We start from the raw sequence: 23,095 nt of genomic DNA, 5'->3' as shown, positions 1-23,095 counted from the left end.
CCTGTTCCTCCTGAATTTCTATATAAGGAATTATATAGGGAAACAAATAAAATGTCTAACACTAATTCCTTCTACGATGAATTGTAAACCTTGGCGATTCTGACTCTATATGGTTTTTCACCCTTAACATATGATCCAAAATTTGATAAAATAATATTATGGAAGCAAGTAAAAACAGGAGGAAAGACCATGTCGTTACAATTTATATTTGGATGTTCTGGTTCAGGTAAAACAAAGTTCTGTTATGATCAAATTATTGAGGCATCTAAGCAAGATACAAGCAAGACATTGATCATGATTGTGCCGGAGCAGTTCACCCTTGAGACACAGAAAGATATCGTACAACTTCATCCAGCATCTGGGATTATGCATATTGAAGTCCTTAGCTTTCAGCGGTTAGCTTATCGTATTATGGATGAACTAGGTGGTGGACATGGTGTTTTGCTTGGGAAGACAGGCATCGGAATGGTTATACGTAAAGTCATTGAAAACCATAAAGAGCAATTAACCTATTTTGATAAGAACTGTGAAAAAGCAGGGTTCGTAAAAGAATTAAAATCTTTAATTACGGAATTGTATCAATACGATATCTCGCCAGAGACCCTTAATAAGTCTCTAGAGGTAGTGGAAGAACGACCCCTATTACATAGTAAGTTAAGTGATTTACAGGTGGTATACGAAGGATTTAAGGCTTATATCAAGGAAAAATACATGACCACAGAGGAATCCTTAGATATCCTTAGTGCATCGGTTGGCGAGTCCAAGCTATTAGCCAATGCAACCCTTTGGATTGATGGATTTTATGGTTTTACACCCATACAATATAAAGTATTGCATGAAATGCTTAAAAAGGTCAAGGATACGTATATGACCTTGACTGTGGATCAAATACAGAATATGGATGACCTTAGTGATGAATCAGAACTCTTTTACGAAAGTAAGAAAACATATAATAAATTAATGAAGATAGCTGAGCAAGAAAAAGTTAAGGTCAAAGACAATATTTTCTTAAACAAAGGGATACCCCATCGGTTTAATCATATGTCCCTTGCTCATTTAGAAAAAAACATATTTCGGTACCCTTATAAGATCTATACACAGGATGTTGAAGGCATCTATCTCTACTCTGCTCCCCATATCAGAAAGGAAGTGGCTCATATATCCAGTTGCATCACGGCATTGGTTCGTGATGAAGGCTATCGCTTTCGTGATATTGGTGTGGTAACTGGGGACCTTGAAGGTTATGAGAAAGTTATAGGAAAGAGTTTTATGACCTATGATATTCCATTTTTTATTGATAAGAAGAAAGATATCATGACCCATCCCATGGTTGAACTCATACGCTCTGCCTTGGAAATCATCTATAGGGGTTATACCTATGAAACCATCTTTCGCTATGCAAAAACTCAGTTGGTAAACATCCCTCTAAATGATCTGGATATCTTAGAGAACTATGTGTTAGCATACGGTATCAAAGGACGTAAAAAATGGGAGAATCCTTTTGAATATCCTTTTAAAATGGATGGTGATAATGATGAATACGCCACCATGCAATTACAAAGAATAAATGATGCAAGAGAAAAAATAATGAAGCCTTTAGCTGTTTTTCATGACGCAGTCAAAGGAAAATCAGATGTTAGAACCATAACCGAGGCTTTATACCATTTACTGACAGGGTTACACATTGAACAACAGATGCTTGAGCTAAGCCGTACGTTTAAAGAACAGAAAGAATTACTGTTAGAAAAGGAATACCAAAGCATCTATAAAGTTGTTATGACATTACTTGATAACATTGTGGACATACTTGGTGATGAAGTCATGGTTTTACAAGAATATGCCACCATTTTAGAGTCTGGCTTGTCCCAGTGTGAAATGGGATTGGTTCCCCCAGGGCTTGACCAAGTCGTTGTTGGCGACTTTGAACGTTCCAGAATGCATGAAGTCAAAGCATTGTTTATTTTAGGTTTAAATGAAGGTAAAATACCCAAGACATCTATAAAAGCCAATATTTTATCAGATACAGATAAAGATGAACTCCAAAAAAACGGTGTTGAATTGGCACCTACAGGAAGAAAAAAAGCCTTTGAAGAGCAATTTCTCATTTATATGGGCCTAACAAAGCCCAGTGAAAAACTGTATCTAAGCTTTGCAAGAACCGATATGGAAGGTAAATCCATGCGGCCATCCATACTGATTAGTCGTGTTCGGAAAATATTCCGTCACCTTAAGATGGTGGATATTGAAACACTAAAAGAAGAAGCCTTGATGATGCCTCAAAAACCAACCTTCAAAAAGTTATTGGAAAAACTAAGAGACTATGAAACCTATGGTCTGAATGATTACTGGAAAGATATCTATAGTTGGTTTTATCGTCATGAAAAGTGGCAGACATCGGTTCATGCAGCAGTGAGAAGTCTCTATCATCTGAATGCAGAAGACCCCCTCCCAGAAGAATTGGTGAGAAGCATCTATTCAGATATTTTAATTAATAGCGTTTCAAGACTTGAAGCTTTTGCAAAATGCCCCTTTGCTCATTTTCTAGACTATGGTTTGGAAGTGGAGGAAAGGCGTGTCAGAGAAATATCCATGCCGGATATAGGTATACTCTTTCACCGCTCTATCGATGTATTCTCTAAGAAGGTGCATAACAGACAGTTAGAATGGGGACAGCTGGAAGATGGTATCCGTGATCAATTGGTAGAAGAAACCGTTTATGAAGTGGCAGAGAAATATGCCAACAGTATTTTTTATAGTACCAGTCGCAATACATATCTCATAAGGCGACTCACACGTATTACCAAACGTGCCATCTGGGCACTGCAATATCATATACGTAAAGGTGAATTTGAACCCACAGATTATGAAGTTGCCTTTAGTGCGGACAAGGCAGAGCTTGCTACCTTAAAAATTGATTTTGATGATGAGCGCACCATGAAATTAAAAGGACGCATTGACCGAGTGGATAAATATGAGGATGATGATACCGTTTATGTGAAGGTGATTGATTATAAATCTGGCAACAAGAAATTTGATATAACGGCATTATATTATGGGTTACAATTACAGTTACTGGTGTATCTCAATGCCGTAACAGAACTTGAACACCAAAAAACCACCAAACAGGTTATACCCGCTGGGGTGTTCTACTATCACATTGATGACCCGATTATTAAAGCAGATGGTGAGTTGAGTATGGATATGTTAGAAGCCCATATTTTAAAAAGTCTTAAGATGAATGGACTGGTTTTAAATGACCTGCAAATTATTGAAAAAATGGATCAGGATATTGACGGTTATTCGAACATTATTCCCGTGCAAGTCACCAAGAAAGGAACACTATCCAAAAGGTCTTCTGTAGCCTCTATAGATCAATTTGAAAAACTTAAATCCTATACAAGACAGAAAACAGAAGAAATAGGTCGTATGATCATGGATGGTAATGTTGGTATAGAACCCTATAAGACCCATAAAGAAGAGGCATGTAAATACTGTGGGTATGCTTCAATCTGTCAATTTGATGAAAACAATGGGCATAATGCCTATCGTGTATTAAAGGAATTAAGTAAGGAAGATGTATGGAATAAGATTGACAGATGAAGCAAAACAATGTATGATTAGTATTACTTGTTATACTAATCATACAAATAATATTTTTGAGTGGGAGGAACTATGAGTAAAAATCAAGATCAATACATGAGTACCGTCAAGGTAGGAAAAAAAGGACAAATAGTGATACCAAAAGAGATAAGGGGTATGTTTGACATTGAATCGGAAGATACCCTTGTTATCATGGCGGATTTAAAAAGAGGTATTGCCATACAAAAGGCCAGTATTTTAAACACCATTGCTGATGCAATCTTTGATGGGAGAGGTCAAGAAGTAATGCCCTATGAAAAAGATGAAGAATTAGAAGCCTATGCAAAAGAGATTAAAAAAAGTATCAACGCAGAAGATAAAAGTACCAATGACTAGTAATATAGAGGGTTAAGGAGTATCTCATGTTTCTTTTTTTAAAGTAAAATTTATGGTAATTGGTTAGAGAAAAGTTGAGATTCATGCAGATTTTTGGTATGATATAAATTAGGGTAAAAATTAGGCCTTTAAGTTGAGGCCATAAAGCAGGTATAAATGGAACGTGAATTTTGTACACAGAAATGCTTCTATAAGCATTCAAAGAGCAGGAAAAGAGGTGCAAAAAGTTGGAGGCTATTATTAATAAAATCATATCCATTGAGAATAAAGCCAGAGAAGTACTCGATGCAACCGACAAAGAAAAACAGCAGAAACAGCAGGATATGTTATCGCGAGCAGAAGCACTAAAAGAAAAAATCCTGCATGATGCTAATCGTAAGGTGAAACAATTAAGAGAAAGAGAATTGAATGAGGCAAGAGCAAAAGCGGAATCGCATCAAGCTGAAACACGTGAACAGCTTGAACAGATGAAAGCGTTAGTTCATGCACACAGAAAGCAATGGAAAGACGAACTGGTTAATACAGTATTAGAGAGGTGAGTCCATGCTATCAACGTTCAAATATAGCCATCTTTCAACGAAGGTACGAGCCATGAAAGGTAAGATGCTAAAAAAAGATGACTATGAGCAACTCCTCTTACGCCGTAGTGTTGGTGAAGTGGCTTTGTATCTAAAAAACTATACGTATTATAATGATGCGTTGCAAGGACTGCACGATGGCAATATTCATAGAGGACAAGTGGAAAATTTGTTGGCTCAATCCAAGATAAAAGAAGCTTTAAAAATTAGTCGTTATTTAAAAGGAACTGATAAATCTGTTTTTCGATATATTTATCGAAGGCAGGAAATAGAAGATTTAAAAAAAATGTTAAGAACCCTACAGATGGGTGGTAACTTAGAACAGATAGACAAATCCTTATTCTTTATCAATAAATATAGTGTCATAAATTTTGATAAATTATTGCAAGCAAAAAATATAGAATCTTTTGTTAACGGATTGGAAGGTACCAACTTCTATCCCATTTTGAAGCCTTTAGTTATTGATAAGCAAAGAATTGACCTGTTTGCCGCAGAAATGACACTGGATATGTACTATTATAAAAAGTTATTAACTCAGCTGGAATTGGTTAGTGGCACAGATAAAAAAATAGCTACCCACATTGTGGGCTTAGAAGCAGACCTTAAAAACATTATGTGGGTCTATCGTGGCAAGCATTATTATCATATCTCCAAAGAAATTTTGTATCGGTATCATATACCCTTTCGCTATAAATTGTCAAAAGAAGATTTGAAAAAGCTGATTAATGCAAATGACGTGGATGACATTCTTCAGATTCTAAAAAAGACATCCTATAATGATATCTTATCATCCGATGAGCATTATTGGGAAAAAGAGTTTTATGAATATATCCTTGATACCCATGATAAAAATATAGGTATGTATCCCTTCTCTATAGCACCTATTATGGGCTTTATGTTTGCAAAAGAGGTAGAAATCATGAATATTACCACAATCATTGAGGGTATTCGGTATGCCGTTGAACAGAGTAAAATCAAGAAATTCTTAATAGGATATGGAAAATAGGGAGGAGGCATGACATGTCAATAGAAAAAATGTTTTTCATCAATGTAGCTGGCCCCATCAAAGCACTGGATTACTTTGTCATAAAAAATGTTTTGCCTTATGACGTAGAGCTGGTAAATGCCATTACTATACTGGATTCTGTGAAAGGCTTATCGCCATTTTCCACAACGAATCCATATGAAAATATTAGAAAAAAATTGACTCAATTATCAACAGATCTGAATATAAAGTTAACCCCGGTGAACCTTAACGATCAGCAAATCAATTGTGCATTAGATGCTCTACCCATCATTGAAGATCTAAGCAATGAGGTGACAGAGCTTAAGAAAAAATATGAAATTTTAGATGAAAGAATTAAGCTGAAACAAAGAATAAAGAAACAGATTATACCCATACAGAATGTGGATATTGAGATTGATAGACTTTTTAGTTTTGAGTTTATGAAATTCCGTTTTGGAAAAATGCCAAAAGAGGGTTATGAAAGACTGGTACACTATGTGGAAGACTTAGATGTAGTGGTTTTTAAAGTCTTTGAAGAAGATGATCATGTGTTTTTACTCTACTTCATGCCAGGTCTTGTACAAAAGAGCATTGATAGCTTATTTGCATCCCTGTATTTTGAGAGGATTCGTATCTCTGATGAAGTAAAAGGACATCCAAGTGAAGCGTTAAAGCATATTGATGAAGCCATTGTAGAATTAGAATGTGAAAAAGAGATGATAGAAGGTCAGATTGAAGAGTTCTACAATGAAAATTACTATAAAATTGTGGACATATACAACACCATTAATCAATTAGACCAGGTCTTTGAAGTCAGACGGCATGTGGTTCATTCCAAAGATGCTTTTTACCTGACAGGATGGATTCCAAAAAGTCAGTTAAAATCGTTCCTTAAGACCATTAAAGAGGATAAGGATATTACATGCATTGTCGAAGAGGATGATGCCATTAAGAAAACAAAACCACCGACAAAGCTTAAGAATAATCCCATATTCCAACCCTTTGAAGCCTTAGTGCATATGTATGGTACACCATCCTACAATGAAATTGATCCTACACCTTTTGTTGCCATCACCTATTTACTGATGTTTGGTATGATGTTTGGGGATCTTGGACAAGGATTGGTGATTGCTTCCCTTGGGTATTTATTCTATAAAAAGTCCGGTAACAGTATAGGGAAGATTGCCGTATATGCAGGTTTTGTATCCGCTATTTTTGGTATATTTTATGGCTCTGTCTTTGGTAATGAAGAAATCCTTAGAGAGTATTTGTCCTTCATACCCATGTTCAGTCCTATGCATAATAAACAGACCAGTTTAATCATAGCTGTAGGCTTTGGTACCCTATTGATTATTCTAGCCATACTATTAGGTATATGGAATGCAGGTCGTAGGAAAAAAATTGGTAAACTGGTATTTGACCGTAATGGTCTTGCAGGGCTGGTTTTTTATCTTTCAGTGATCTACCTTGTGCTTTCAAAGGTATTAAGAAGTGATTTTGAAATCGCTTCATGGCAGATTATCGTATTAATCATTCTACCATTACTTTTGATTTTTTTAGCACACCCATTAGGTCATCTGATTGAAAAAAGAAAACAGGTATTACCTGAAGATAGAGGCGGATTCTTTATTGAAGCATTTTTTGAGCTCATCGAGACGTTATTAGCTTTTCTCAGTAATACCATATCCTTTATCCGGGTTGGTGCATTTGCGCTTAACCATGTTGGTTTTTTCTTAGCTTTTCATATGATGGCTAAGATGGTTGGTGGAGCAGGCAGCATCATCGTTATGATTTTAGGTAACATCTTGATTATCTGTTTAGAGGGTTTGATTGTTGCTATTCAGGGATTAAGACTGGAATACTATGAATTATTTAGTCGATTCTTTAGTGGTGATGGAAAAACCTTTAAACCATTTAAGATACAAGATAAACAAGTAACGTAAAAACGATTACATAACGTGGGTGGATGGAGGAATGAATGAAACAATCATCACGTAATGGTTGATGAACGTATTGGCGTTTTACGTTACACAAGATTAATATGACATTTGTTAGGAAGCGTAAGCTTAACGCATGATTAATATAAATAAAAGAACAGCGCGTCAGAGAATGACGAGTAAACAAGGAGGAAACGAAGCATGGATATCGTTATGATTTTAGTATTACTATTAGTGGGAGTAACAATAGGAACTGGCGTTTATGCCATTAAGAAAGGCATATCAGGCAGTAGCGTTAGAACCATACTTGGCGTCAATATATTAAGTTTTTTTGGTGTATTAATTGTATCAACCGTCATCTTATTAACAGGTGGAACAACAGCTCTAGCAGCAGCGCCAGCAGAAGCTGTAGCAGCTAGTGGAGAAGGTCTTAGGTATATTGCAGCAGCCCTGTCAACTGGACTTGCAGCCATTGGTTCAGGAATTGCCGTTGCTGTATCAGGCTCAGCAGCTATTGGAGCTATTAGTGAAGACTCAAAATTACTCGGTAAGACGGTAATCTTTGTTGGTCTTGCAGAAGGTATTGCCATCTATGGACTTATTATTTCAATCTTAATTCTAGGATAATAGAAGGGGCATGATTGCATGAAAATGTTTCTAATCAGTGATAATGTAGATACCAAAACAGGTATGCGCCTTGCAGGTGTGAAAGGCGTTGTTGTTCACGAGAGAGAAGAAGTACGTGCTGCACTTGATACAGCTCTAAAAGACAAGGATATAGGTATTATCCTCATTACAGAAAAGTTAGGGAAGCTCATAGCAGACGACATTAAGAACATTAAGTTAAACTATCATACACCTCTAGTGGTTGAGATTCCAGACAGGCATGGAACGGGAAGAACACCGGATTCCATTACAAAATACGTAAGAGAGGCTATTGGATTAAGAATATAACGCATGCGGAAGAAGGTTAATGATGAGAATTGTTGATGAGAAAATCGATAAATTTGCTCATGATATCATGAATGATGTAAACAAGCAGAGAAATAAGGTCATGGAGCAAACAGAAAAAGAGCTTGAAGCGATATATGAGGAAAAAGAATTGAAATACTTATCAGAAGCCTATGAAATTATTCAAAATGGCTTGAAAAGTATTCATCAAGAAAAAAATGAAATTTTATCAAGAGCCATAATGACCAGTAAAAGAGAAATTTTAAAAGCTAGAAACGATATGATTAAAGAGATATTTGCAGATGCTGAAAAAGACCTTATAGCCCATACAAAAAATGAATCATATTACAGCGAACTGTGTCAGTTGATTGAAAAAGGAATTCAAGAGATAGGTGATGGAAATCTTAAGATTTATATCGCTTATACAGACAAAGTGCATGTACATGCTCTTGAAAAGACATTCAATCACGACATCGTTGTTGAAGATAAACACGAAAAGATGATTGGTGGTTACAAGCTTTTTAATCAATCCAAGAATATCTTTTTGGATAATTCATTCTATACGAAGCTATATGGGCAGAAGGAATCATTTTTGCATCACTGCAAACTAGAGATTGAGTAAAGAAGGTGACATATTTGAATAAGGACGATAGAGTAGTAGGCGTGAACGGACCTGTTGTTACTGTTCGGGGTAGCAGTCAGTTCAAAATACTGGAAATGGTCTATATTGGTAAGGAAAGATTAATTGGTGAAGTTATTCATATTGAAAACGAAGATGTCATCGTACAGGTCTATGAATCCACAACAGGTATTAAAGTTGGCGAGCCTGTACAGGCCACAGGTGAACCCTTATCCCTACAGTTAGGCCCTGGTATCATTGGTGGGGTTTTTGATGGTATCCAACGACCACTTAAGAAAATGGAAGAATTGTCAGGACCTTTTATTGGTAAAGGTTTAGATATAGAGTCCCTTAATACGGAGAAAGAATGGGTTGTTGAGGTCATTGTTAAGCCTGGTGATAGGGTAACAGGCGGGGATGTTATTGCCGAAATTAAAGAAACAGATTTAATTGTGCATAAAGTTATGGTTCACCCAGATATATCAGGGACAGTAGAATACGCTGTAGAGCACGGAAAGTACAAAGTACATGATATTATTGTAAAGGTAAGAACAGAACAAGATGATTTAATAGAAATGGACCTCATTCAACGATGGCCCGTTAGAATGGCTAGACCTTTCAAAGTAAGAAGAAGATTGGATACCCCTCTTATAACAGGACAAAGAGTTATCGATACGCTTTTTCCTATTGCAAAAGGTGGAACAGCTTCTATCCCAGGGGGATTTGGTACTGGTAAAACTATGACCCAGCATCAGTTAGCAAAATGGAGCGATGCGGATATTATTGTGTACATTGGCTGTGGTGAGCGTGGAAATGAGATAACAGAGGTTTTGGAAGACTTTCCAAAACTGATTGATCCCAAATCAGGTAAACCTCTTATGGAACGTACGATTTTGATTGCAAATACATCCAATATGCCTGTTGCTGCCAGAGAGGCATCGATTTACACAGGTATTACCTTAGCAGAGTATTACCGTGATATGGGCTATCATGTTGCCATTATGGCAGACTCCACATCAAGATGGGCAGAAGCCCTTCGTGAAATATCTGGTCGACTTGAAGAGATGCCTGCCGAAGAAGGATTCCCTGCATATTTACCATCAAGATTATCCCAGTTCTACGAGCGTGCAGGCTACGTGGATAACCTGAATGATACAGAGGGCTCCGTCAGTATTATTGGAGCAGTATCCCCACAAGGTGGTGACTTTTCTGAACCTGTTACCCAGAATACAAAGCGTTTTGTAAGATGCTTCTGGGCACTGGATAGGCAGTTAGCTTATTCAAGACATTACCCAGCCATTCATTGGTTAAACAGTTATAGTGAATACATTGATGACCTTGAAACATGGTATGAAGCCAAAGTAGCCCAGGATTTTTTCTATGTACGAAGAGATATTTTGCGTTTACTGCAAGAAGAAAGTAAACTCATGGAAATTGTTAAGCTCATTGGTGCGGATATCCTGCCAGAAGATCAGAAATTAACACTGGATATTGCAAAAGTCATTCGTTTAGGTTTCTTACAGCAGAATGCTTTTAATGCTATTGACACTTATGTACCTCTGAAAAAACAATACAAAATGATGGGCGTTATCCTATACCTTCATAAACATTCAAAAGAATTGATTGATAAGGGCATTCCCATGTCTCAGATAAGGCAAACGGGTATCTACGATGAACTGATTAAAATGAAATACAATATTAAAAATGAGGATTTAAAAGCATTTGATACCTTGTATAAGAAAATTGATCAAGTAGTAGATGACGTGAGGGAAAGCTATAAGCATTTCGAAAGGAAGAAGCTATGATAGAATATTTGGGATTAAAAGAAGTGACAGGATCCCTTGTTGTTCTACAAGGGGTAAAAGATGTAGCCTATGAAGAAATGGTTGACATAAAACTAAATGATGGCCAGCTTAGAGCAGGTCGTGTCATTGACATAAAAGATGACATAGCTGTGGTACAGGTCTTTGAGGGTACAACAGGTATATCCAGTGCCAATACCCGCTCACGATTCTTAGGAAAAGCCCTTGAAATACCGCTATCCAAGGAGATTCTTGGAAGAACGCTAGATGGCCTTGGACGTCCCATTGATGGTTTAGGGGATATATTCCCGGATGCCAGTCGTGATATTAATGGTAACCCCATTAATCCCATTGCCAGAGAATACCCAAGGGATTATATTCAAACAGGCATTTCAGCCATTGATGGACTTACAACCTTAATACGTGGACAGAAGTTACCTGTTTTTTCTGGAAATGGTATTCCACATGATGCTTTAGCTGTTCAGATTGTGAAGCAGGCCAAACTTACAGGTGACGATGAAACGGATAATTTTGCAGTGGTATTTGCAGCCATGGGCGTTAAAAATGATGTGGCTGAATATTTTAAAAGAAGTTTTGAAGAAAGCGGTGTATTACAGAAAGTCGTTATGTTTCTTAATCTTGCTAACGACCCTGTTGTTGAAAGGGTGGTAACACCCAGGTGTGCACTCACGACCGCTGAGTATCTAGCCTTTGAACACAACATGCATGTGCTGGTGATCTTGACGGATATGACATCCTATTGCGAGGCCCTTAGAGAAATATCATCCTCCAAGGGAGAGATACCTTCAAGAAAAGGTTTCCCCGGTTATATGTATAGTGATCTTGCTTCATTATATGAACGTGCAGGTATGCTGAATGATCGAAAAGGGTCCATTACCCAAATACCTATTTTAACCATGCCTAATGACGATATAACTCATCCAATACCAGACTTAACAGGTTACATTACAGAAGGTCAAATCGTACTGAGTAGGGATTTACATCAAAAAGGCATTTATCCGCCAATTATTGTATTACCTTCCCTCTCACGATTAATGAAAGATGGTATCGGTGAAGGATTTACCCGAGAAGATCATCCTCAGATTGCCAATCAGTTATTTGCATCCTATGCCCATGTTCAAGAAGTAAAAGCATTGGCATCGGTTATCGGTGAAGATGAGTTATCCGATGTTGATAAGAAATACATGGAATTTGGAAAAATCTTTGAAGACTTATTTGTAGCACAAGCCAAAGATGAGAATCGCTATATGGATGCTACATTGGACCTTGGCTGGCGGCTATTAGGCATTCTTCCTAGAGAAGAGCTGGATCGTGTGGATGAAGCAGTGCTGGATAAATATTATAGACCTTACCATGAAGATGAAGGGCAAGAGCATCATCTAAATGAAAAGGATCAAGATAAGGATTAATAAAGGAAAGTGATTGCTTATGAATACAACATTATTTCCTACAAAAGGTAATCTCATTATTGCTAAGAATACCCTTCAATTATCCAAGCAAGGGTATGAACTGCTGGATAAAAAGCGAAATATATTAGTACGTGAAATGATGACGCTAATTGATAAGGCAGAAAAGATTCAATCCCTTATTGATTCCACCTTCACCCAGGCTTATAATGCCTTACAAAATGCGAACATTTCTATCGGCATCAGCACCGTTGAACAGATCGGTACATCCGTAGAAGAAGAGAGAAATATCGAAATAAAAGTACGCAGTATCATGGGCGTCGAGATTCCCATTGTTAATATTCCAGATAATGATATTTCCCCACAATATGGCTTTGCACGAACCACCCTATCCCTTGACGAAGCATTTAGCAGATTTCATAAGGTTAAACAATTGACAGTGGTGATGGCAGAAGTAGAAAATGCCATCTATCGGTTAGCCATTAATATTAAAAGAACCCAGAAACGAGCTAATGCACTGAAGAATATAATGATTCCAAGATACACCAATCTAACCAAACATATTCAAAATGCTCTTGAGGAAAAGGAAAGAGAAGAGTTTACACGATTGAAAATGATTAAGCGAAGCTAAGATATAAATTAATGACTGTTAGAAGGCTACCCACTATGAAAAATAGAGGTAGCCTTTAACTATGTATACATCGATGCAGATATAACCTAGAAGTGTGAAGCATTTTAAAACAAAATAATGTTGTGCATCAGCTTGATTTTTTCTTACAGCCATCTATTTGGTTATGGATATAAAAAGTGATTTGCTCAACCATATCATCCATCTGTTTAAAGATAGAACCATGGTCAGCTTCTTCATAGGTAATGTGTCGTCCACAATGGACTTCACAGACAACTCTATCAGCTATTGCAGAAGGGACGTTGCGATCTTTCAGACCAGATAATGCTAATACAGGTACTTTAATGGTATTGAGTTCAAAACCTAATGGCTGTGCATATAGAGCTAAATCTCTAATGTTAGCTTTTTGACCCTGTAATTGACCGGATAGAATGCTATTAGCCATCATATAGCTATACCCTGGTTTAACCACTTTATCCATTTCCTTAAATGCCTGGTCCGTATCTGATTCCAATCTTTTAATAAACTGTTTGCTAACAAGTTTATTTATGGCAAAACTTATAAGTGGTATATATTTTGCTGTAGGAAAGTTCAATCGTACTATCATGGATTGTAACTTTTTTTCATCTGGTGTTGTTGGCAACATACCTGCTATTAGAATGATGGTGTTCATACGTTTAGACACTTCTTCTATTGCCCCACACGCACAAGCGAAAGCCCCACCACCAGAAGTACCACAGACAGAGAAACGTTCAATACCTAATGCATCAGCTATCTCCACAACGATGGCAGGCCAGTCAATGAAAGTGAATGCTTTCATTGGGTCGGATAAGCCTACACCAGGACGGTCTAATCCAATTAGCCGCAAACCATTTTTTGCTGCATTTTCAGCAAGAATGCCAGCTTCAATACGTGAACTAAGGCCACCATGAAAATAAAATATGGGTATGCCTGAAGGGTCACCAAATTCCAGATAACCTATTTTTTTACCACTCTTTAGCATGATGGTATCCCCAAGTGTTGGATGTATATGGTGACCTAGTTCAACGACGGGTAGCCCTCTAAGTTGGGGTTTCAGTTGCATAAAAAATACCTCCTTTGTTATCTTAATGAGCAAACAAAAATATCTGTAACAATACTATCTAAACTATTATAGTATTATTAGTTTAGTTTGTCAATCCTTCCCAAGTCCATTATGGACAATCTTATGCAATTATAGTAAGATGTCTATAAGATAATTGGAGGTGATGTGTTGACTTCGCATTCAAAAAGATCAGCAGCTAAAATGGAAAAAATTCTGGATGCTGCAACTGGGCTGTTTGAAAAATATGGCTTTGATAAAGTAAGTGTTGATGAGATTGCTGAACGTGCTAATACGTCAAAAGCTACACTCTACAAATATTTTGAAAGTAAAGATAATCTGTATTTAGAAGTGTTAAAAAGAGTGATGGTCTATTTTATAGATGAATACGAAAAAGTAATCCATGGGTCATGTGATTTCAAATGTAAATTAACCCAATTAATTAAATTGAAAATTAAGGAGTGTAGATGTACAAAAAAATATGATGTAACCAACATGTACCAATTTTTAAACCATGAGCAATTAGATAAAATGAACAAGCTTACAGATCTATTTCATACGCAAGGTCGAGAAGAAGGGTATATTGATGAGACATTAAGCGATGAAGACCTTTACGATTACCTTGAAATAGTCATTTATGGTATTATTCACAAATATGGTTATAATTATAGTGACTGTATCAATGAACATAAAATTGAATTGATTATTCATTTAGTTTATGATGGTCTTTTAAAAAGATAATTAAGAAAGATATAAATAGAATTTATAGTACATGCAGTCATTGTGCTGCATTTCTTAAAAGAGCTATTATGGTATAAGCTATCTTATGTATATAGAAAGCAGGGTATGCCCATGAAAATCAAGAAATCAATCATTCAATTGGACAAGAAATTCCCTTTGGAGGTACAGCAACAAGAGCTGCTGCCTTATTATGATATGCATAAGATATTTCATTGGCATGAATGTTTAGAAATCTCATATGTAAAAGCTGGATATGGACAATATCATATGAAAAATCGATGCTACCAGATGGAGCCAGGGGATATTATTGTCATTAATAACATTGAACCCCACTATTTAGAAGTTTACGATAAACAGATGCTCCAGACAGTTCTTGTATTTAATCCCACGTTGGTATATTCAGATCTCAGTAATAGCCTCGACTATAATTACCTTCAACCTTTTCTAGAAAGAGGCAGTGATTTTAATAATAAATTGTCAAGAGACCATTCCTTTACCGCGAAAATAAGGGAACAGCTGATTGCCATTGAAGAAGAATACCAAGAAAAACCTAAGGGTTATCAATTGATGATAAAAGCAAGACTCTTAATGATTTTAACTTATTTAACACGGTATTTTAGAGACCCTGAAAAAAACAACAAACCCAATAAACAGAATCTTGTTCGGGTTGAAAAAGTCATAGAATACATCTATCAGCATTATCAAGACACAATTGCATTAAAGGATATTGCTGGTAAGTTGTTTATCACACCTCAATATTTTTGCACAATATTTAAAGAAACCACAGGATACACTTTCAATGATTATGTAAATAAAATCAGAATTAACCAATCCATGATACAGCTAAAAGAAAGTAATAAAAAAATAACCCACATTGCAACAGAATGTGGATTTAATAATACAACGCATTTTAACACTACATTTAAAAAATTTACGGGTAAAACACCATCCCGTTTTCGAAACCAAAGATGAGTTGCCCTTAAGGGTCAGTCTGACTTACCTTATATCTAATACTGAGAAAGATGAGTACATCCCTTAATCAGTATAACTTCTTTTTGTAGGCATTCTCCATTTTTTTAATAATGGCTTTTGCTTCTTCTTCGGTTTGGCGCGGTTTAGTGAAGTACATGACGCCTTCTGGATTTAATTCTTCTAACAAAACATCCAGATCCTCCGGCACAATTTCTACTTGAATAAGCTTTCCAGCATTCTGGATTTTTTTTAATATAGGCACCCAGTGTGCGGCAGTAGGCTGTCCAGCACCGTACACCCATTGAATACCTGATAGGTTAGGTATTTCCAATAAGCGGTCCAGATGCTTTAATGCCCCTGGTCCATCCAGATGGAAAATGGTTCTTTCACTTAGCCAATTAATTTCTTCTAAGAGTTCAGGAAGGACAAAATGCTCAAATTGCTCCTCTGAAATCATGCAGATAAAATCGCTGCTTGTGACGTACCACTTTTCAGGATGCCATACACCCATCCAATTGGAACTACCGGCCAAATTCTTAGTTGTCATGTCATAGAGGGTATCCAATTGTTTCTGAAAAACAGGCAGCAATTGAAAAAGGGCTTTTTTTACCACCTCAAGATGATCATATAAATCTAAGCAGAGATTCTCAGGTCCTCTAAGGGATACTAAGCCATCTGCTCCTGCATGCAGATCGGTTATACCTACAAAATAGTCCCCTTTTGCATCAGCAACCATGGCTTCTGTCATGTGCATCATTTTCTGCCACCATTTGTTCTGTGGGTCAAAAACCAACGGTTGGTCATGCCAGTTGTCTATAATCGGTTTAGCATAGCTGGTATCTTCTTCAAAGATAATATCACAGCCAAAGGTTGCCCCAAAAATATCCGGTCCAAGGTTAGGCCAGTTCATGGGAAAGGCTTCACCACCATAATAGGTAGCTGCCATATTTTCTCTGCCTCGCTTGATAACATAGTCAGTATCCAGCCATCGCTCTTCAAGCTTTTCAGGTGCTTTTGGCAGATTTTTTTTATAGCCATCACGGGGTGCCGTGATGCTGATTAAAGGACGGTCATGATTTTCTTTGGCCCAATATTCTTTAAACTTTTGTTGTGTCTTCTCCCAATCAAGTTTGTATAGCACAGGCTCACTTCCTTATCGTCGTTGATGATATTATTGTACACAATTTCATATTCACCTACATTAAGTATATTCATTACTTTTTAAAGGATATTAAGATGCAAGGGTTTATCTTCCTTGTTTCAAAGTAGTAATGTCTGTGTGCTTAATATTTTTTACCATGCATATGTTTGTATTCTCTAGGTGAAAAGCCTGTGAATTGCTTAAAAGTCTCTGAAAAATAATAAGGATTGGAGAAACCCAAGTGAGCACTAATTTCTTGAATACGGTCATCAGTTGTCACCAGTAAATGGGAGGCTTTTTGAATCTTCAAGCGGTTAAAGTAAGTCATGGGAGGAAGACCTGTTGCCAATTTGAACTGTCTTGAAAAATAATATTTAGATAGACCAATGGCATGACAGAGTTCATCCAGACTCAGGGAATGATGAAGGTATTGTTCCATGATGAGAATACTTTGATCCACATAGGCATTAGCCGTGATATTCTTAGACCTGTTTTCTTGAACATGCATCAGCACCTCACATAAACACACTTTTAGATAGCTGTACGCTGTTCGTCTTTTTAAGGGCTCATCAGGCGTATCTAGGAGCTTCAAAATCTGTTTCATGTATTGAACAATATGTGTATGATATCCGATGGATAAGGCAGTGCATTGTGCTTTTGCATGAAGGGCATTTGAAAAATAGTCTACAAAAGGACCTGTAAAATGAACCCATAATATGGTCCATGGATTAAGCCCATTAGACCCATAGGCATGAGGCGCTTTTTGGTCACAAAAGATAGCCATACCCTTATCCACAACATATGTTTTATTATCTGTTGTTAACCAGCCAGCCCCTTCAAGACAATAGATAAAAATAGCTTCATCAGCACATGTTGAACCTTGACGGGTTATTTGATGATTTTTAATGTGTTCATAGTAGCCTGTAATATTGATAATAACTTCTTCATGAGCATCTATTGGATGAGGCTTTAAATAAATGTTTGCTTTTTTATCCATGAGGACACCTCCTAAGAATAGTATAGAGCAATATTGTGTATCTTTCAAGCAAGGTTGTGGATTCTAGTGACCACTAATAAATGGTATAATACCTTTATAATAAAAGTATATACTCGTGTTTTGAAAGGAGAATACATCATGAAAGTGACAGTCCATGATAAAGCAATATTAAGAGAAGTGGCTCACAAGCAGCTTGAACATGCCAATTCAGAACGTAATATAGACATTCATAAAGAATGGCAGCGCCATAGCCGATTTGAGAAAGGTCGTCCCATGATTCATCTGGAACTTTGGACATTTGGTCATGAGCTCATACCCAAGAGGCTACGCTGTGAAACGGAAGCAGGAAGACGTCTAGAAACCTCACTTTACAGTCAGTTCTTAAATTTTGAAGTGTTTGGGGATGATCGGGTGGTTCCAGATTATTTCCCCATTGCTTGGGACACCTATTTTAATCTCTTTGATATGAAGATAGGGACTGTGCATGCTTCTGATGGCAAGGGCAGTGATTTGGGACATCAGTTTCAACATGTTATTTCCAATCTGAAAGAGGATGTGGATAAGCTTAAGCCCTCCACTTTTGGCGTACATCGAAAAGAGACACACCGCTATAAGGATTTTGTGGATGATATCTTTGGTGATATTCTGCCAACAAAAATGCAAATGGGAAGCTTAGATGCAAGTCCTACTCAGAAACTTGTCCATATGATGGGCATGGAAACCATGTTATTTTCCATGTATGATTATCCCGATCTATTTAAAGAAGTTATAGACAGAGTTGCTGATGATTACATTGCATACTTTAAATGGATGGAAAAAGAAGGACTCCTGTTTCCAACCACAGATAAAGAATTATTATGTCAAGGCAGTTTATGTTATACCGATGACTTACCCCATACAGCAGATAAGCCTCTAAGAACAGAAGATGTCTGGGGATACATGGATTCACAAGAAACGGTGGGCATATCCCCTGACATGTTTGATACATTTATTTTTCCCTGTTACGAGAAGATTTCTAAAATATTTGGTTTGCTCTCTTATGGCTGTTGTGAGCCTGTTCATTCTTTTTGGGAAAAAGATATTTCCAAGTTGACCAATTTAAGAAAAGTATCCATTTCACCATGGTGTGATGAAGCCTATATGGGTGCCCAATTAAAAGGGAAAAAAGTGGTGTATCTCCGTAAGCCAAGTCCTAACTTTTTAGGTGTTAATAAAACACTGGATGAAGGTGCTTTTCGACAGCATATTCAAAAGACGCTAAAAGCCGCACAAGGTTGTCAGCTGGAATTGGCACAGCGGGATGTGTATACCATTCATAACAGTGAAGATAAGGCTAGACGATATATTGATATTATTCGAGATGAAATTGAAAAGAATTGGCAATAAAGAAATGATAATTTGGTGTTGTATAAGTGGATACAGACCTCCCTGTTTTTATGGGGAGGTTTTTTTCATTTTCTTATAAGATAGCAGATGCGTATAAGGTAGGCATGAGCAAGGGAAATAGAGTTCGTATAAAATTTATGCTATACTATAGATAAGAAAATTAAATGATGGTATGATAAAGCATAAGTAGGACATCGTATAACAAAAGAGGCTCCCAATAACTGCTAGTAGGCTAACGAGTGGAGGTATAACCATGAATCTAAAGACAAAAAAACAACAAATTATATACGCGACGGGTATAGGGATTACAGTAAGTGTTATGATAATGATATTACTTTTTTTAGCTATTGATGTGGTAAAAAATAGGGATGACCAAAGGCAACGATTAGAAGTTTTAGAGAAATTCTTAAGCTTTCAGTCTAGGGTAGAGGCTACCATCAATGAGAGCACGAATTTGTTAGAAGGCTATTTAGCCTATATAAAAACCAATCCAGATATATCAGAGGACGAAACCAATAGGTATTTGGAACAATTGCTATCTAAAAAAACGACCTTAATCAGGAATATTGGTATGTTAGAGAATACAACGGTTATATGGAATTATCCAAGAGAGGGCAATGAAAAAGTTATTGGTGTGGATTTAGCAAAAATACCAGACCAGCGCGAAGGTGTTCTTAAGGTCAAAGAAACGCTCAAACGTTTGTTTGTTGGACCCATTAACTTAGTACAGGGTGATGTTGGGTTTATTGCACGAATACCTGTTATTATAGAAGACGAATATTGTGGTCAGATTAGCATTGTGTTGGATGCTGATAGATACCTAGAGAATATGGATACCATCATGAAGGAATTACATATCCATGCAGCTATTTATAATCAACGGGATTTTCCACAAAAGCCTTTTTATGGTGATAGCAGTATAATAGACCGTGAAGGTCTTACATTAGACGTTGAGATTCTTAATAATCAATGGAAAGTTGTTGTGGAACCCTTACATGGCTGGCAAAAGGGTGACAATAAAATCATAACGTTTAGGGTAGTAGCCATTCTGGTCAGCTTAATCATTGGCTTCTTTATCTATATGATCTTTCATACAAGGTATCAATTGCATGATCAAGCCATGAATGATCAATTGACAGGGTTAAATAATCGATATGTGCTAGAGTATTATTATCAAATGGTATTAAAGAAAGCGGAAGCCAATAATGGCTTAATTGGTATATTTTTAATAGATATTAATCGTTTCAAAGCCATCAATGATAATTATGGACATAAAGTTGGTGATTTGGTTTTAATTGCATTTGCTAAGCGTCTTAATGCCATTGCTATTCAAGAAAAGAGAGTCTTTCGATTAGGTGGCGACGAATTTCTTATTCTCGTTTCTGACATTCATCATATGAAAGATTTAGAAGATATTGAAGAACGTCTAAGAGCGAAAGCAGTATTTAATTTTAAACATGAGGATATGGATATACCGGTTATTCCAAGCATTGGGCTTGCTACTTATCCTATAGATGGGGATACCTTAGAAAAAGTCATGAATATTGCTGATACAAGAATGTATGAAGAAAAAAGAATGACAAAGGAAAATGGGTCTATCAATTCATAAATATTTCCAAATAATATTAATTTTATACAAGAAAAAAAGCCTGTGGTTGCTTATAATCTATAGTAATAACCTTATTAAATCCAGACAAAAGGAAAACAGGTATTTAACCCTGTTTTAAGGAAAGGGTTCATACAATGGTAAAGATAGATGTCATCACAGGTTTTTTAGGATCAGGGAAAACGACTTTTATTAAAAAAGTTTTAGAGCTTGGTTATTTCCAAAATGAAAAACTCATACTCATTGAAAATGAATTTGGCGAAATCGCCATTGATGGTTCATTATTTGCAGACGAAGATTTACAGGTGTATGAGATTTCCAAGGGGTGTATATGCTGCAGTTTGAAAGGTGAATTTATAGAAACCCTTGAGCGTATCATTAAGGCATATCAGCCAAAGCAGATTCTAATAGAACCCTCAGGTATTTTTGTTATTGAAGATTTATTTGACATACTTAAGCAACCACAAATTGCAGACAAATGCTACCTTAATGGTATACACACCATTGTGGATACCAAATACTATAGAGAAAGTAAAATGCGTTATTCCAAATTTTTTCATAGTCAAATCAGCGCAGCTAATAATCTCATTTTAAGTAAATGTGATGATTATCATGAACATGAAATCACCAAAACCATTAAAGGACTCAAGGAAGACAATCCAAAGGCGAATGTTTTTTCGATTCCTTTCAAGTCTTTGACAAATGAGGATTTGAAAATCATCTTTGAGCACCGTACCCACATCCAAAACCCACGTCATGAAGAGGGTGTAGAAAGTCATCATGCAGAATATGATATACAATCCATGGGTATACAAACGGTTTCAAAGATGACCATAGAGCAATTTGAAGGATTAATGGATACTTTACGAAGTGGTAAAGTGGGTTACGTCATCCGTTTAAAAGGCTATTTAATCGTTGATGATAAGCATTATTGTGTTAATTATGCTTATGGTGATTACAGTCTTGATGAAGTGTCTAAAAAGGCAGAACCACAGGTGAGCATCATTGGTGATCATATGGATAAGTCAAAACTGGCAATGCTTTTTTAAGTGTTAAAGCATATAGGTAAATGGTGTTAAATATCTCCAAAGAATATTAATTATATACAAGAATAATAAGCGTCTTTGTTCTATAATCTAATCAAAATGATTTTAGGAGGCGCTTTTATGAATGCAATAGAAAGAGTAGGGTTAGCCATACAACACAAAGAAGCCGATCGGGTGCCCATCTATCCGTTATTAAATAGCGTGGCAAGAAAACTTGTAGGAGCTACCTATGAGCAGCTGGCAAAAGATGCAGAAGTCTGTGCAGAAGCTTACATTAAGCTAACAGAGGATTATAATCTGGATGTTATATGTACATTAACGGATTTATCTGTAGAAGCTTCAGACTTTGGAGCTAAAATAGTTTATGAGGATGATGAAGCAGCCTACCCTGATAGAAACGACCGTTTGATTCGTTCACCAGAAGATTATAAAAAAATAAAACCCATTCAAGTAGAGTCTGGGGAACGCATGATGGAGCATATTAAGCTTTGTCAACTGCTTGTGGATGCAAAAGGTCAAGATACGCCCATTGTGGCTTTTGTCTTTGGACCTCTTGGTGTCGTTAGTATGTTAAGGGGACAACAGGAGATGTTCTTAGACCTTATTATGAATCCTGATGAAGTAAAACATGCGGTTGGAGTAGTCACCGAAACCTTATTGGACTATGTGGACCGCCTTATCGATACAGGTGTACATGCGATCATGTTTGATACGTTGTTTGCATCTCAATCCATTTTGAGTAAAGAAATGTGGGACGAATTTGAAGGTCCATTCATTGAAAAAATAGCAAAACATGTACACGATAGAGGGTGTATGGTCATGATTCACAATTGTGGTAATGGCATCTATTTTGATGTACAGATTAAAAGAATGCAGCCAGAAGCAATCTCCTTTTTGCATGTGCCAGATGATTGTAAGGATATGAAGGAATGTAAAGAAAAATATGGTCACCTGACCACATTAATTGGCTGTATTGATCCAGGCGTTATCATGACCAGTCCTGTAGAAACCGTTGTAGAATTGGCTAAGCGTGATATTGATACATTTAAAAAAGATGGTGGATTTATTCTTTCAACAGGCTGTGAATACCCATCAAGTCTAGATTTTGAGAAAGCAAAGGCCATTATTGAAGTAGGTAAAACTTATGGTAAGTATGTCTAATCCCTGTAGCCTATTAAGAATAACATCCTTTTAACCAATAT

The 23,095-nt window shown here is 36.6% G+C and carries 20 protein-coding genes; 17 read left to right on the top strand and 3 right to left on the bottom strand.

The genetic code is table 11. The features are described from left to right. The first annotated feature begins 189 nt into the window (after positions 1-189). The 11 genes from addB (at position 190) to HZI73_RS21670 (ending at position 12,926) form a co-directional block, all read left to right on the top strand. Positions 190-3,600 (top strand): helicase-exonuclease AddAB subunit AddB, encoded by a 3,411-nt coding sequence (gene addB, locus HZI73_RS21720; RefSeq protein WP_212695448.1) that lies wholly within the window; start codon positions 190-192, stop codon positions 3,598-3,600. Positions 3,601-3,672: 72 nt separating this feature from the next. Further along, positions 3,673-3,975, top strand: coding sequence for an AbrB/MazE/SpoVT family DNA-binding domain-containing protein (locus tag HZI73_RS21715; protein WP_212695447.1), 303 nt, complete (start codon positions 3,673-3,675; stop codon positions 3,973-3,975). Between the two features lie 227 nt (positions 3,976-4,202). Then, on the top strand, positions 4,203-4,514 hold the full coding sequence (locus tag HZI73_RS21710) for a hypothetical protein (RefSeq protein WP_212695446.1): 312 nt from the start codon (positions 4,203-4,205) through the stop codon (positions 4,512-4,514). Positions 4,515-4,518: 4 nt separating this feature from the next. Next, positions 4,519-5,559, top strand: coding sequence for a V-type ATPase subunit (locus HZI73_RS21705; protein ID WP_212695445.1), 1,041 nt, complete (start codon positions 4,519-4,521; stop codon positions 5,557-5,559). A 14-nt stretch (positions 5,560-5,573) separates the two neighbouring features. Then, positions 5,574-7,502 carry a V-type ATP synthase subunit I gene (locus HZI73_RS21700; RefSeq protein WP_212695444.1) on the top strand — a complete coding sequence of 643 codons (1,929 nt, stop codon included), beginning with the start codon at positions 5,574-5,576 and terminating at the stop codon, positions 7,500-7,502. A gap of 195 nt (positions 7,503-7,697) precedes the next feature. Continuing rightward, positions 7,698-8,123, top strand: coding sequence for an ATP synthase subunit C (locus HZI73_RS21695; protein ID WP_212695443.1), 426 nt, complete (start codon positions 7,698-7,700; stop codon positions 8,121-8,123). 18 nt (positions 8,124-8,141) lie between these two features. Continuing rightward, positions 8,142-8,450: a V-type ATP synthase subunit F gene (locus tag HZI73_RS21690; RefSeq protein ID WP_212695442.1), complete on the top strand. Its 309-nt coding sequence runs from the start codon at positions 8,142-8,144 to the stop codon at positions 8,448-8,450. 19 nt (positions 8,451-8,469) lie between these two features. After that, entirely contained in the window at positions 8,470-9,069 is a 600-nt protein-coding gene (locus HZI73_RS21685; RefSeq protein WP_212695441.1) for a V-type ATP synthase subunit E, read from the top strand. A 14-nt stretch (positions 9,070-9,083) separates the two neighbouring features. Then, positions 9,084-10,871, top strand: a complete 1,788-nt coding sequence (locus HZI73_RS21680) for a V-type ATP synthase subunit A (protein ID WP_212695440.1) — start codon at positions 9,084-9,086, stop codon at positions 10,869-10,871. Then, positions 10,868-12,298 (top strand): V-type ATP synthase subunit B, encoded by a 1,431-nt coding sequence (locus HZI73_RS21675; protein ID WP_212695439.1) that lies wholly within the window; start codon positions 10,868-10,870, stop codon positions 12,296-12,298. Before HZI73_RS21680 ends, HZI73_RS21675 begins: the two co-directional genes overlap by 4 nt. Positions 12,299-12,317: 19 nt before the next feature. Beyond that, positions 12,318-12,926, top strand: coding sequence for a V-type ATP synthase subunit D (locus tag HZI73_RS21670; protein WP_212695438.1), 609 nt, complete (start codon positions 12,318-12,320; stop codon positions 12,924-12,926). Positions 12,927-13,053: 127 nt separating this feature from the next. Here HZI73_RS21670 and HZI73_RS21665 read toward each other — a convergent pair whose 3' ends face one another. Further along, positions 13,054-14,007 (bottom strand): alpha/beta fold hydrolase, encoded by a 954-nt coding sequence (locus HZI73_RS21665; RefSeq protein WP_212695437.1) that lies wholly within the window; start codon positions 14,005-14,007, stop codon positions 13,054-13,056. Positions 14,008-14,208: 201 nt separating this feature from the next. Here HZI73_RS21665 and HZI73_RS21660 point away from each other — a divergent pair, with 201 nt between their 5' ends. Together HZI73_RS21660 and HZI73_RS21655 are read left to right on the top strand one after the other, a co-directional pair. Next, positions 14,209-14,745 carry a TetR/AcrR family transcriptional regulator gene (locus HZI73_RS21660; RefSeq protein WP_212695436.1) on the top strand — a complete coding sequence of 179 codons (537 nt, stop codon included), beginning with the start codon at positions 14,209-14,211 and terminating at the stop codon, positions 14,743-14,745. A gap of 111 nt (positions 14,746-14,856) precedes the next feature. Continuing rightward, complete coding sequence (locus HZI73_RS21655) at positions 14,857-15,717, top strand: AraC family transcriptional regulator (protein ID WP_212695435.1); 861 nt, start codon at positions 14,857-14,859, stop codon at positions 15,715-15,717. A 67-nt stretch (positions 15,718-15,784) separates the two neighbouring features. Here HZI73_RS21655 and HZI73_RS21650 read toward each other — a convergent pair whose 3' ends face one another. Further along, positions 15,785-16,858: a uroporphyrinogen decarboxylase/cobalamine-independent methonine synthase family protein gene (locus HZI73_RS21650; protein WP_212695434.1), complete on the bottom strand. Its 1,074-nt coding sequence runs from the start codon at positions 16,856-16,858 to the stop codon at positions 15,785-15,787. A gap of 142 nt (positions 16,859-17,000) precedes the next feature. Then, positions 17,001-17,855 (bottom strand): AraC family transcriptional regulator, encoded by an 855-nt coding sequence (locus HZI73_RS21645; RefSeq protein WP_212695433.1) that lies wholly within the window; start codon positions 17,853-17,855, stop codon positions 17,001-17,003. Positions 17,856-17,993: 138 nt separating this feature from the next. Between HZI73_RS21645 and HZI73_RS21640 the strand changes: the two genes are divergently transcribed. The 4 genes from HZI73_RS21640 (at position 17,994) to HZI73_RS21625 (ending at position 23,054) form a co-directional block, all read left to right on the top strand. After that, positions 17,994-19,241 carry a uroporphyrinogen decarboxylase/cobalamine-independent methonine synthase family protein gene (locus tag HZI73_RS21640; protein WP_212695432.1) on the top strand — a complete coding sequence of 416 codons (1,248 nt, stop codon included), beginning with the start codon at positions 17,994-17,996 and terminating at the stop codon, positions 19,239-19,241. Between the two features lie 253 nt (positions 19,242-19,494). Continuing rightward, complete coding sequence (locus HZI73_RS21635; protein WP_212695431.1) at positions 19,495-20,850, top strand: diguanylate cyclase domain-containing protein; 1,356 nt, start codon at positions 19,495-19,497, stop codon at positions 20,848-20,850. Positions 20,851-20,984: 134 nt separating this feature from the next. Further along, positions 20,985-21,896, top strand: coding sequence for a CobW family GTP-binding protein (locus tag HZI73_RS21630; protein ID WP_212695430.1), 912 nt, complete (start codon positions 20,985-20,987; stop codon positions 21,894-21,896). A gap of 117 nt (positions 21,897-22,013) precedes the next feature. Continuing rightward, a complete protein-coding gene (locus HZI73_RS21625; protein WP_212695429.1) occupies positions 22,014-23,054 on the top strand; it encodes a uroporphyrinogen decarboxylase family protein in 1,041 nt (346 codons plus the stop codon). Positions 23,055-23,095: the final 41 nt, after the last annotated feature.

Origin of the sequence: Vallitalea pronyensis (genome assembly GCF_018141445.1) — a bacterium.
In the GTDB taxonomy this organism is placed as follows: domain Bacteria; phylum Bacillota; class Clostridia; order Lachnospirales; family Vallitaleaceae; genus Vallitalea; species Vallitalea pronyensis.
This window is presented reverse-complemented; position numbering and strand designations above follow the sequence as displayed.